Here is a 12,225-nt window from a genome sequence, read left to right on the forward strand (position 1 = left end):
GCCGCCACCGACCGCGCCGCCACCGACCGCGCCGCCACCGCCCGCGCTGCCATCCGGAGACGGGTGCCGGGCGCAGACGGCGTCCTCCGGATGGAAGGGGGGTCCTCCGGATGGGGGACCGGGGGGTCCAACTGCCGACGACCAGCTGACGCATGCCCCCCGAACCGCGTGCCCCCGAAGCTTGAGGCATCCCACGAGAGAGGGGGCCGACAGTGCCGGCGATCACCGCACGCGGACTCCGTAAGAGCTACTCCGGCCGAACCGTTGTCGACGGCATCGACCTCGACGTCGAAGAGGGCGAGATCTTCGCCGTCCTCGGCCACAACGGCGCCGGCAAGACCACCACCGTCGAGATGATCACCGGCGTGCGTCACCGTGACGCCGGATCGATCAGCGTCCTCGGCCTCGACCCCGACCGCGACGGCGAGAAGCTGTCGCACCTCGTCGGCGTGCAGCTGCAGGACTCGCAGCTGCCGGACAAGATGCGTGTCGCCGAGGCCATCGAGCTGTTCTCCTCCTTCTACCGCAACCCGGCCGACGGCAATGCGCTCCTCGAGCGCCTGCACCTCACCGAGGCCCGCAACCGCCCGTTCGCGAAGCTGTCCGGCGGCCAGAAGCAGCGCCTGGCGATCGCGCTCGCGCTGGTCGGACGCCCCCGCGTCGCGGTGCTCGACGAGCTGACGACGGGCCTGGACCCGAAGGCCCGCCGCGAGACCTGGGGCCTGATCTCGGGTCTGCGCGACGACGGCGTCACGGTCATCCTCGTCACGCACTTCATGGAGGAGGCCGAGTTCCTCGCCGACCGCCTCGCACTGTTCGAGAACGGGCGGATCGTCACCGTCGACACCCCGGCCGGCCTGATCAACGAGCGCACCGACGGCCGACAGGAGATCAAGTTCCGCCTCGACGAGGACCCGAAAACCGTCATGGACGATTTCCGCGCCCTCGCCGACGTCCGCACCGTCCAGGTGCAAGGGCAGAACGTCATCATCACCGGCACCGGCGACGTCATCCTCGCGGTCACCGCCCACATCGCCCGCAACGGCCTCACGGCCCGCGACCTGCGTGTCCACCAAGCCACCCTCGACGACGCCGTGCTGACCTCCGGGAGCAACTCGTGATCACGACCCTGATCAAGACCGAGACCCGCCTGATGCTGCGGGAACCGATCCTGCTGCTCTGGACCACCGCGCTGCCGATCATCGCGTTCACGATCCTGGCCGTGGTGCCCGGCACCAGCCGCCCCACCGACACCCTCGACGGACTCAGCTACGCCCAGCTCTACCTCGGCGTCATCGCGCTGATCGCGCTGTCCTTGCTGACGACGATGAGCCTGCCGGCGGTGCTCAGCAGCTACCGCGAACGCGGCATCCTCAAGCGCCTCTCGGTCACCCCGATGCGACCATGGCGGCTGCTGGCCACGCAGATCGGGATCAACCTCACGATCGTCCTCCTCACCGTGGCCATCATGCTCGTCGTCGCCACCGTGACGTTCGACGACGGGTTCCCCGGCAGCATTCCGGGCTGGATCGTCACGTTCCTGCTGGCGTCCGGCGCGATGCTCGGCCTGGCCGCGCTGGTCGCCGCGCTCGCACCGTCGTCGAAGGTCGCCAGCGCGATCACCACGATCCTGTTCTTTCCGCTGATGTTCTTCGCCGGCCTGTGGATCCCGCTGCAGTCGATGCCCGGCTGGCTGCGCACGATCTCCGAGCTCACGCCGCTGGGCGCCGCGAGCCAGGCCCTGGCCGACTCGATCGACGGTGACTTCCCGGCCGTGAAGTCGCTGCTCGTCCTCGCCGCGTACGCCGTGGTGTTGATCGGACTAGCGGTCCGTTCGTTCCGCTGGGAATGATTGACGACAACGCACAGAGGAGGCAGCCGTGAGTGCGCTCGGAATGGATTCGGTGAGCGAGCCCAGTCTTCGCCGCTGGATGCCGTTGGCGCTGCTCGCGGCTGCCACCGCGATCGCCGTCGCCGATACGCACCTCACCGAGAGCGGCCGGAGCAACCTGCCGCTCATGTTCGGTGTCGCTGCCCTCACCGCGGCGTGGAGCTGGTTGTGCCACCCGAGCGTGCGCAACGTCCCGATCCTGTATTTCGTGGTGCGGATCGCCCTCACCGCGGTGCTCGTCGGGATCAACCCCTGGTACGGCGTGTACGCCTGGTATGGGTACGTCGAAGCGCCGAACTACCTTCCCGACCGGCTGGTCTACCCGGCCACCGCGGTCGTCGCGATGATCGCGTCCGCCAGCTACATCGGCGGCTACCCCACCACGCCGGTGCTGGTCGTCGTGTGGCTGGTGCTGAGTGCCGGCTCGTTCGCCCTGGTGTGGTACCTGAGTCGAGCGGTCATCAAGTCCCGCGAGCAGGAGATCGAGCGGGCACGCATGCTCGAGGAGCTCACGGTCACCAACCAGCGCCTGGAAGAGACCCTCGCCGAGAACCGCGGCCTGCAGACACAGCTGGTCAGCCAGGCCCGCGAGGCAGGCGTCATGGACGAGCGGGCCCGCCTGGCCGGCGAGATCCACGACACGCTCGCGCAGGCGCTGACCGGCATCATCCGGCAGCTCGAGGCCGCCGACCGGGGCGGCGAACTGGCGGACGGCGCGCGCCCGCACCTCAAACTGGCCGACGAGCTCGCCCGGGAAGGGCTCGCGGAAGCCCGCCGGTCCCTCCGCGCGTTACGCCCCGGCCAGCTGGAAGGATCAACACTTCCCAAAGCCATTTCCGACGTCGCTGAGCGCGCCGGTCTGCCGGTGGAGGTCGACGTAGCGGGGGCAGTTCGGGTGCTCCCGCCGGACCAGGAGGTCGTTCTGCTGCGCACGGTGCAGGAAGCGCTGGTCAACGTGACCAAACACGCGAAGGCCACCCGCATCGGGGTGACGCTGACGTATTTCGAGGACGCCGTGACACTGGACGTCCGGGACGACGGCGTCGGGTTCGACCCGGACACGGTGGGCATGCGCGCCGACGGCACCGGCCTGGGCCTCACCGCCATGCGCGAGCGGCTGGCCCGGGTGGACGGGGCACTGGTCGTGGAGAGCGCCCCCGGCGACGGCACGGCACTGGTGGCCACGGTGCCGGTGGTCGCCTCGTGATCCGGCTCCTGCTCGCCGACGACCACCCCGTGGTGCGCGACGGCCTGCGCGGCATGTTCGACAGCGTCGAGGACATGGAGGTCGTCGGCGAGGCGTCCGATGGGGAACAGGCCGTGCTGCAGGCGATCGCCGTGCGGCCGGACGTCGTCGTGATGGACCTGCGGATGCCGGGCGGCGGCGGGGTCGACGCCATCCGCGAGCTGCGTCGCCGAGGCGTCGCCGCTCGCGTCCTGGTGCTGACGACGTTCGACGAGGACGCCGACGTGCTCGACGCCGTGGCCGCAGGCGCCACCGGTTACCTGCTCAAAGACGCTCCGGGCGACGAACTGCTCCGTGCCGTGCGCAGCGCCCACCGCGGTGAGGCCGTGCTGTCGCCGGCGGTGGCCAGCCGGTTGATGACCCGGGCCGCGTCACCGGCCCCGGCGACGCCCGGCCTGAGCAAGCGGGAACTCGAGGTGCTGCGGTTGGTGGCAGCGGGTGCGACCAACCGTGAGGCCGCCAAGACGCTGTTCATCTCCGAGACGACGGTGAAGACGCACCTGCTGCACCTGTTCGAGAAGCTCGGCGTGCGCGACCGCGCGTCCGCAGTGGACGCCGCCCACCGCGCCGGCCTGTTGAGCTAGGTCCGGCGGAGCGGACGGAATTCCCACGAAAACTGACCTTTTCGGTCGGTTGCCCTTGCCGGGGGTGCGCGAGGCAGCACGCTGACGGGTATGACGCTCGCCCTGGGGTCTCCGAAGACGCTGCTGCACCGCTGGCCGACGCTGCTCGCCATCGCGGTCGCGGCGGTCTCGCTCTCCGACGGTGCCGCGGAACCCGGGGTGGGCGTGGCGCTGGTGGTGGCCGCGGCAGGCTACGTCGTGATCGCCGCGTTCGACCGCCCGGCGCTGACCTGGCCGATGGTCGTGGTGCTGTTCGGGGGTGTGGTCGCGCTCCGGGCGTTCGAGGTGCCCGAGGTTCCGGTGCTGGTCGTGATCGCGGCGGTGGGGGCCGTGGTCGTGCTGGTGCGGCGGCAGTCGCGGATGCACGTGTTGCAGGTTCCGGTGGGGCTGCTGGGGCTGACGGTTTTCGCGGTCGCGCTGGAGGTACCGACGTCGGTCGGTGCGGTGGTGGCGGCGCTCGGCCTGCTCGGTCACGCGGCCTGGGACGCCGTGCTGTGGCGGCGCGGGACCGTGATCGCGCGGTCGTTCGCCGAGTGGTGCGGGGTGTTCGACGCGTTGGTCGCGGTGGGGTTGATCGTGCTCGTGGCCGCCGGCCCGTGGTGACGGGCCGGCGGCGTGGGGTCAGATCGGGGTGATCAGGGTGCCGGTGTCGACGAAGGAGCGGAGGTTGGCGAGGGTGAGGTCGGCCATTGCCGCCCGGGTCGCGACCGTCGCGCTGCCGACGTGCGGCAGCAGCACCACGTCGTCGCGATCGAGCAGTTCCACCGGCACGTGCGGCTCGTCGTCGAACACGTCCAGCCCCGCACCCCCGAGCCGCCCGGCCGAGAGCAGCGAAACCAGCGCCTCCTGGTCGACGACACTGCCCCGCGCGACGTTGACCAGCACCCCGTCCGGGCCGAGCGCCTCGAGCACCTCCCGGCTGACCAGCCCGCGAGTCCCCTCGCCGCCGGCCGTGGACACGATCAGCACGTCGACGTCGGCCGCCAGCCGCACCAGCGACGGTTCGTACCGGTACGAGGATCCCGACACCTCGTGCCGGTTGTGGTACGCGATCGGGCACCCGAACGCCTCCAACCGGGTGGCGATCGCGGTACCGATCCGGCCCAGCCCCACGATGCCGACCCGCGACCCGCTCGCTCGCCGCTGCAGCGGATAGGGTCCGTCAGCGGCCCACCGCCCCGCGCGCACGTACCTGTCGCTCGCGCTGAACCCTCGCAGGACGTCGATCATCAGACCGACAGCGGTGTCGGCGACGCAGTCGTTCAGCACGTCCGGTGTGTTGCTCATGACGATGCCGCGAGCCCGTGCGGTTTCCACGTCGGTGCCGTCGTACCCGGCCCCGAAGTGCACGATCGCGCGCAGCCCGGGCAACGCGTCGAGCAACGCGGTACCGACACCAGCATGCCCGCCGGTCACCACCACCCGCACCGACTCCGCATACGACGCCAGCCGCTCCGGATCGTGCACGACCGCCCCGTACTCCCGCGCCAGCGTCTCGGCGACAACCGCGTTCAAGGCCCCGACTTGCAGAACAGAAGTCACAGCCTCATCGTGTCATCGCCGGTCGTTTCGGATCGAACGCCCACCCGGGGATCACGTGCTGCATCGCCGCGGCGTCGTCCCGCCCGCCCAGACCGTGTGAAAGATACAGCTCGTGCGCGGCGGCCAGTCGCTCCCGATCGAGCTCCACACCGAGCCCCGGCGCTGTCGGCACCGCGATCCGGCCGCCCGTGATCGCGAACGGCTCCCGGGTGAGCCGCTGCCCGTCCTGCCAGATCCAGTGCGTGTCGATGGCGGTGATCGCACCGGGTGCGGCGGCCGCCACGTGCGTGAACATCGCCAGTGAGACGTCGAAATGGTTGTTGGAGTGCGAACCCCAGGTCAACCCCCAGGCGTCGCACAGCTGCGCGACCCGTACGCTCCCGGCCATCGTCCAGAAGTGCGGATCGGCGAGCGGAATGTCGACGGCGCCGAGCGCAACGGCGTGCGCGAGCTGACGCCAGTCGGTGGCGATCATGTTCGTGGCCACGGGCAACCCGGTGGCCCGCCGGAACTCCGCGAGCACCTCACGGCCGGAGTACCCGCCCTCGGCGCCGCACGGGTCCTCGGCATAGGCCAGAACATCGCGTAAACCGCGGCCCAGCCGGATCGCCGACGCCAACGACCAAGCCCCGTTCGGATCGAGTGTGATCCGCGCGTCGGGGAAGCGGCGCGCCAACGCGGTGACGGCCGCTGCTTCCTCGTCGCCGTCGAAGACGCCGCCTTTGAGCTTGAAATCGGTGAAGCCGTACCGCTCGTGGGCGGCCTCGGCGAGCCCCACGACGTCGTCGGGCGTGAGCACCGGCCGGTCGCGCGCGCCGAACCAGCCGGGCTCGTCGGACGCCCGGTACCCCAGCCCGGTCTTCGCGGCGTCGCCGACGTAGAACAGGTACCCGAGCACCGGCACCCAGTCGCGCTGACGCCCCTCACCGAGCAGGTCCGCGACCGGCACGTCCAGATGCTGGCCCAGCAGGTCGAGCAGCGCCGACTCGATCGCGGTGAGCACGTGCACCGTCGTGCGCAGGTCGAACGTCTGCGCACCCCGGCCGCCGGAGTCCCGGTCGGCGAACGTGCGCCGCACCGCGCCGAGCACCGCGTGGTGACGCCCGAGCGGCGCACCGACCACGAGTGGCGTCGCCTCGACCAGCGTCGCGCGGATCGCCTCACCGCCCGGCACTTCGCCGAGCCCCGTGTTCCCGGCGCTGTCGGTCAGCACGACGACCGTCCGCGTGAAGTACGGGGCGTGCGCACCGCTGAGGTTCAGCAGCATGCTGTCCTGCCCCGCAACCGGAACCACTTCCATGCCGACGACAACCGGAACGCCGCTCATCGCTCCACGCTAGACCGACAGCACCGCGTCCCACGCCAGTTCCGTCAGTGGGACGGAGTGCGGTTCCGCACCTCCCGGGACCCGCTCGGAAGCCGGCGGCGCCTCCACAGCACCGCCGGCTCCCGATCTGCGGTCTCCTCTCACGGCGTGATGAGTACGACGATCGGCGCTAGGCGTCGGGCGGGGAGCGAGGTGGGTGGGAGTTGGTGCCTCGCGGGCGGCGACCCGGGCGGAACCGGCCCCGGGGAAACCTCCGAGCCTGCGGCCGTGGCGGCATAGGCTCGGGATCCCCGGCCGGCGGCCCCCAGACGGCGTCCATCAGCTCGTCGAACTCGGCCCGAACCCACTCCGGATCGGACATGACCAGCTCGACGAACGCCGCCCGGTCGACGCTCGCGTCAGCGGGACGCGGGGCCACGGCCCCGGGTCAGGCGTCGATCTGCCGACGTTCCCGCTCCGCGTGCGCGATCGCGATCTTGCGCGGTTTCGCCTGCTCGCGGACCGGAATGCGCAGCGTCAGCACGCCGTCGGCGTAGGACGCGTGAATGCGCTCGGGATCCAGGGTGTCGCCGAGGAACAGCTGGCGGGTGAACACGCCCAGCGGACGCTCCCGGACCTCCATCTCCACGGGCTGTTCACCGCGTGGGCGACGCTCGGCGCGAACGGTCAGCACGTTGCGCTCGACGTCCAGCTCGACGGCCTCGGGGGAGACGCCCGGAAGGTCGAACTCGACGATGAACTCGTCGCCGACGCGGTAGGCGTCCATCGGAACCACCGAGGGCTTGGACCAGGTTCCGGTCGCGCCGCCGAAGAACTGGTCGAGCTGCCGGAACGGGTCAGTGCGCATCAACATGGCGTCCCTCCTCGAACTAGTAGTCCGTCAACGCGCACCTCAGTTATAGCTCGTCATCGAACCGATGACAAGTCAAATGTCATCGTGAAGATGACGAAATGAGTCGCACCCCTGACCGTTACCCCGTCTCCGCTGTCGGAGGGATGTCCGCACCGGAGCAGAGAACGGAAACGGCGTTTGGCACCGGACTACAGATCCTTCCGGTTGTGACGTGTGTCGCCGCGCACGACGTCGGTGCGGTCGATGACGTCGCCGATCGCCCGAGTCAGCTCCGGGTGGCTGTCGGCGAGGGCGTCCCGCGCGATCAGCAGCGGGCCGAGCAGCGCGGCGGAGTCGTCGTCGCCGAGCGTCCGCCGTACCTCCTCGACGCTGCGCTGGGCCGGCTCCGGCAGGTCACGCAGGTCGGCCACCCGGGCGGCGAGCTGCCGCAGCCCAGCCGCGTGCTGCCGCGCCCAGTCGGCGACCGCGCGGTTCTCGGCACGCCGATCGCGCTCGTTCTGCACCCGCCGGTCCCGGGTGTCCCCGGCCTCGTCGGGTCGCGCCGGGCGCAGCCGGAGGTACCGGCGCTCGGCGGCCTGCCGGCTCGCGACGCCCAGAGCCGGCGCCAGGTCGTTCCAGCTGACGCCCGACGCGCGAGCGGCGTCGATGAGCCGGGGTTCCCAGTCGGCCAGCTCCTCGCGCAGCGCACGCAGCATCCGAAGTGCGGAGAGGAGTGTCGCCGCGTCCGCCGTCGCGGTGCCGTCCGGCCGGGGCAGTACACCGTGGACGAGGCGCACCAGGTCGGCCGCCGCGGACTCGGGTATCGCCGTGCTCGAGTAGTACGCCCGGAGCGCGTCGTCATGCTGAGCCGCCATAGCCGTTCCCCTCATGACGTCATCATTTCGATGACACTCTAAAGGGAGGCGGGCGGCCGGGTGTCGGGCCCCAGCCGCCCGCACGAGCCGGCCGCGGCCGGTCGCCGATGGCAAACACGACGTACCCCGTCGAATTCGATTCATGCGTCCACACTGGATTCAATCTGCCCCCACCGGTCACAGGAGCGGCAGGCAGCGCCCGCCGGGCCACCGACGAGGCCCTGCGAACGACAGTCGGGCCGGCAGTCCCGCCGCCGAAGTCCGCCCGCAGCTCGACGGCCGGATCGAGCACCGCCACCAGCGCGTCGAAGTCCCCGGCCCGGGCCGCGCCGAAGAACGCGTCGACGGCCGCCCGCTGACCGGCCGGGTCGGCGTCCGGCCGCGGTCCCGCCTCCCAACCCGCCGACGGGCCCGCGACGCCAGCTGCTTGGTGGCCACGGCGTGGTCTGTCATCACAGCACTCTGACGTGAATGAAGGTGGAGAGGTAACGGAGTCGCTAGCGGAACCCCAGTATGTGGAGTAACAAAACACTCTGTCTCGACCGTTACTACTCATAGTTGAGGGGGCGCGGCATGACGGAGACGTTCTCCATGCACAAAAGCCAGTTCGACCAGCATCGGGAGGAGATTTACACCCGGTCGGGTCCGGCGAGCTACGTCGACAGCGGAGGCGTCGGCACACCCGCGCTGTTCCTGCACGGCGTCGGCACCAGCAGTTACCTGTGGCGGAACGTGTTCGCCGAGCTCGACGGCGACCGTCGGTGCATCGCGATCGACCTGCCGCTGCACGGGCGGACACCCGCCGAGGACAACCAGGACTTCTCGCTGCCGGCGCTCGCCGAGTTCGTCGCGGACTGCTGCGACGCGCTGCGCCTGAAGCGTGTGGACCTGGTCGCGAACGACACCGGTGGCGCGGTGGCCCAGATCTTCGCGGTGCGCCATCCCGAGCGGTTGAACTCGCTCACGTTGACGAACTGCGAAGCGCACGACAACGTCCCACCGACGGCGTTCCTGCCGACGGTGCTGCTGGCCCGGGCCGGAATGCTCGCCCGTACCGGGCCGCGGCTGCTGCGCGACGTGCCACGCGCCCGGTCGATGGTCTACGGCGTGGGCTACCAGGATGTGGAGGTGTTACCGGAGGAGATCGTGCACGCCAACCTGGCGCCGCTGATCGGCACGCTCGACGCCGCGCGCCAGTTCCAGCGGTTCCTCACGTCCCTGCGGGCCCGCGACCTGCTCGCGGTCGAGTCCGACCTCGCCAGGCTGTACGTGCCCACCCAGATCGTCTGGGGCACCGGTGACATCTTCTTCCGGCGCAAGTGGGCCTACTGGCTGCGGGACACGATTGCGGGGGCCTCCCGGGTCGTCGAGATCCCGGGAGGCAAGCTGTTCTTCCCCGATGAGCGCGCCCGCGAGCTCGCCGCGGCGTTACGGCGGCACTGGGCGCGGCCCTAGTTCCGTCGAAGAACGAAAAACAGAACAATTGCGGTGACGACGAGCAGCGCGGCGATGACGGCGAGGGCGATCTTCAGCTTGCTGTACGGGCGCTGACCGGCGACCTCGGCGGTACGGCCGTTGATCAGCACCTGGTACGACTTCCCGGCGTACAGGTACATGCACACCCACACCGGCAGCAGCATCAGCTTGAACATCACGCGTGAATAGCTGGTGTTCACCGAGTGCACGCGCTGCTCGTCGCCGCCGATGTCCCGGCGGCAGTCCTGCTCGATCACCGACGCCATCCGGTTCTGAGCGACGCCCATGCCCTCCTCGGGCTCGACGTCGTAGCGCAGCGTCTGGTGTCCGGCCAAATAGTCGGGCTCGTACGGCTTGGCCTCCGGCAACGGCCACGGCTCCAGCGAATCGAGGTGATCCGGCGGAACCTTCGAGGTGCCGCGCACCAGGACGTCGTCGAAATCGCGGGAGACGTGACCGCTCGCGGGCCACCAGGCGGTCTTGCGGACCTGGCGGGTCTCGGTGCGCTCCCGGCCTTCGCTGTCGGTGACCGTGTAGGTCTCGGTCTCGTAGTAGTACTCGCCGCGCTCACCGGTGTAGTGCGACGACGTGCTGGCGTCGTACGTCCAGTGCGGCAGGTAGGTGCTGCGCACCGTTTCGGCGGTGGTGACCTTCTTCAGCGCGTTGGGCGCGAACCAGCGGCTCGTGACCCAGGCCTGCAGTGCCTCGCGCACGCCGGGCCGGTCGACGGTGAACGGCAGCACCGCCTCCGGCACGACCATGTCGCCGCCGTCCACGGTGGCCACCACTGGCGCACCGCAGAACTGGCACCGGTCGGAGATCGCGTCGGACTCGGTGATCGCCCCGCACCCCGGGCACGTGAATACGTGAGCGGCCAGCGTCGCGATCGGCTTGCGCGGGAGCCGTACGAACTCGTCCCAGGAGTGCTCCTGGACGGCACGGTCCGCAGCGATCTGGATGTGCTGCTCGGCGCCGCAGTACGGGCAGCGCAGCGAGTCGCGACCCGGCGCGAACTCCAACGTCGCCCCGCACGACGTGCAGGGGAACACCCGCTGCGTCGACACGCGCGGGCTGCCCCCGGCCGCGGGCGCCCCGCCCGCGGGCGCGCCGGAGTCGGGCACGCCGGAGTGCGGCGCGCCATCGTTCGGGACGCTCATTGCGGCGGGAGCGGCGGCGGAACGGAGCCCAGCACGGCGGCCAGCTCGGGCACCTGCTCGGCCGGCACCCACTGCGCCATGCCGGTCTTCCACACCAGCGTGCTGCGGGTGAGCGAACCGGACCGCACCTGGGCCGCGAGCGCCGCCTCGTCGTACGGACCGGCCTGCTGGCCGCCGACGCCGAGGTACCACTGTGCCTGGGCAGGAAGGGGAGGAGGGCCGGCGGCCGGGGCCTGTGCGGGCGGGTTCAGTGACTGCGCCATCCGCTGCCCGGCGGCCATTCCGAGGCCGAGACCGAAGCCCTCACCCGCGCCGCCGCCCGGGTTGTTCGCGGCGTCCTCGATCGCGTTCGCGGTCTGGAACTTCGTGTACTGGTCGAGGTCGCCGAGCACGCCCATCTGGGTGCGCTTGTCGAGCGCCTGCTCGACCTCCGGCGGCACCGAGATGTTCTCGATGATGAACTTCGGGATCGTGATGCCGATGCCGGCGAGCTCTTCGCTCAGCACCCCGGCGAGCTTCTGGCCGATCTGCTGCTGGTGCGCGGCCAGGTCGATCATCGGCACCTGGGCGGTCGCGAGCGCGCTGCCCAGGTGGCTGACCGTCAGCTGACGCAGGTACTCGGCCACCTCTTCGGTGCGGAACTGCGGGTCGGTGCCGACCAGTTCGGTGAGCAGCTTCTTCGGGTCGGAGACCCGGACCGCGTACGAGCCGAACGCACGCAGGCGCACGACGCCGAACTCCGGGTCGCGAACCGTGACCGGGTTCTGGGTGCCCCACTTCATGTCCGTGAAGACGCGGGTGTTGACGAAGTACACCTCAGCCTTCCACGGCGAGTTGAACCCGTACTTCCACCCCTTGATCGTGGACAGGATCGGCAGGTTCTGGGTCTCGAGCGTGTACGTGCCCGGGCCGAACGCGTCCGCGATCTGGCCCTCGTTGACGAACACCGCGACCTGCGATTCGCGGACGATGAGCTTCGCGCCCATCTTGATCTCGTTCTGGTACCTCGGGAACCGCCAGACGATCGTGTCGCGGCTGTCGTCCAGCCACTCGATGATGTCGATGAACTCGCCACGGATCTTGTCCATCAGGCCCATCGGAATTCTCCCCACCTTCGGCTTCGCAAGCCCTGTGTAGCAGGCGGGGCCGACAGACCGATAAGCGCTGGGGCCGAAAAGCCCGATTTGGGAGCCGCGAGAGTCAACTATCCATCAGCTCGGCATCGGCGCCTTCGCGAGCCAGCTTCAGCGCGCGGC

Annotated in this window: 12 protein-coding genes; 6 read left to right on the forward strand and 6 right to left on the reverse strand. The window is 70.3% G+C overall.

The features are described 5' to 3' along the window. The first annotated feature begins 212 nt into the window (after positions 1-212). The 5 genes from ACGFY5_RS29735 to ACGFY5_RS29755 all read left to right on the forward strand — a co-directional run bounded on the left by ACGFY5_RS29735 (position 213) and on the right by ACGFY5_RS29755 (position 4,363). Positions 213-1,121: an ABC transporter ATP-binding protein gene (locus ACGFY5_RS29735; protein ID WP_392724878.1), complete on the forward strand. Its 909-nt coding sequence runs from the start codon at positions 213-215 to the stop codon at positions 1,119-1,121. Next, complete coding sequence (locus tag ACGFY5_RS29740) at positions 1,118-1,852, forward strand: ABC transporter permease (RefSeq protein WP_392724880.1); 735 nt, start codon at positions 1,118-1,120, stop codon at positions 1,850-1,852. Before ACGFY5_RS29735 ends, ACGFY5_RS29740 begins: the two co-directional genes overlap by 4 nt. Positions 1,853-1,880: 28 nt before the next feature. Continuing rightward, complete coding sequence (locus tag ACGFY5_RS29745; RefSeq protein ID WP_392724881.1) at positions 1,881-3,098, forward strand: sensor histidine kinase; 1,218 nt, start codon at positions 1,881-1,883, stop codon at positions 3,096-3,098. Beyond that, complete coding sequence (locus ACGFY5_RS29750; RefSeq protein WP_392724882.1) at positions 3,095-3,721, forward strand: response regulator; 627 nt, start codon at positions 3,095-3,097, stop codon at positions 3,719-3,721. The genes ACGFY5_RS29745 and ACGFY5_RS29750 overlap by 4 nt, the downstream gene beginning before the upstream one ends. Positions 3,722-3,811: 90 nt before the next feature. Then, complete coding sequence (locus tag ACGFY5_RS29755) at positions 3,812-4,363, forward strand: hypothetical protein (protein ID WP_392724883.1); 552 nt, start codon at positions 3,812-3,814, stop codon at positions 4,361-4,363. An 18-nt stretch (positions 4,364-4,381) separates the two neighbouring features. Here the strand turns inward: ACGFY5_RS29755 and ACGFY5_RS29760 are convergent, their stop codons facing one another. The 4 genes from ACGFY5_RS29760 to ACGFY5_RS29775 form a co-directional block, all read right to left on the reverse strand. Continuing rightward, positions 4,382-5,302 carry a 2-hydroxyacid dehydrogenase gene (locus ACGFY5_RS29760; RefSeq protein ID WP_392724885.1) on the reverse strand — a complete coding sequence of 307 codons (921 nt, stop codon included), beginning with the start codon at positions 5,300-5,302 and terminating at the stop codon, positions 4,382-4,384. Between the two features lie 4 nt (positions 5,303-5,306). After that, positions 5,307-6,629, reverse strand: a complete 1,323-nt coding sequence (locus tag ACGFY5_RS29765; RefSeq protein WP_392724886.1) for an enolase C-terminal domain-like protein — start codon at positions 6,627-6,629, stop codon at positions 5,307-5,309. Between the two features lie 427 nt (positions 6,630-7,056). Further along, a complete protein-coding gene (locus ACGFY5_RS29770) occupies positions 7,057-7,482 on the reverse strand; it encodes an Hsp20/alpha crystallin family protein (protein WP_392724888.1) in 426 nt (141 codons plus the stop codon). Between the two features lie 188 nt (positions 7,483-7,670). Beyond that, positions 7,671-8,336 carry a hypothetical protein gene (locus ACGFY5_RS29775; RefSeq protein ID WP_392724889.1) on the reverse strand — a complete coding sequence of 222 codons (666 nt, stop codon included), beginning with the start codon at positions 8,334-8,336 and terminating at the stop codon, positions 7,671-7,673. Positions 8,337-8,927: 591 nt separating this feature from the next. Between ACGFY5_RS29775 and ACGFY5_RS29780 the strand changes: the two genes are divergently transcribed. Beyond that, positions 8,928-9,791 (forward strand): alpha/beta fold hydrolase, encoded by an 864-nt coding sequence (locus tag ACGFY5_RS29780; RefSeq protein ID WP_392725065.1) that lies wholly within the window; start codon positions 8,928-8,930, stop codon positions 9,789-9,791. Here the strand turns inward: ACGFY5_RS29780 and ACGFY5_RS29785 are convergent. Further along, positions 9,788-10,969 carry a hypothetical protein gene (locus ACGFY5_RS29785; RefSeq protein ID WP_392724890.1) on the reverse strand — a complete coding sequence of 394 codons (1,182 nt, stop codon included), beginning with the start codon at positions 10,967-10,969 and terminating at the stop codon, positions 9,788-9,790. The genes ACGFY5_RS29780 and ACGFY5_RS29785 overlap by 4 nt on opposite strands. After that, positions 10,966-12,066 carry an SPFH domain-containing protein gene (locus tag ACGFY5_RS29790; protein ID WP_392724891.1) on the reverse strand — a complete coding sequence of 367 codons (1,101 nt, stop codon included), beginning with the start codon at positions 12,064-12,066 and terminating at the stop codon, positions 10,966-10,968. The genes ACGFY5_RS29785 and ACGFY5_RS29790 overlap by 4 nt, the downstream gene beginning before the upstream one ends. Positions 12,067-12,225: the final 159 nt, after the last annotated feature.

Origin of the sequence: Cryptosporangium sp. NPDC048952, assembly GCF_043197895.1 — a bacterium.
Taxonomy (GTDB): domain Bacteria; phylum Actinomycetota; class Actinomycetes; order Mycobacteriales; family Cryptosporangiaceae; genus Cryptosporangium.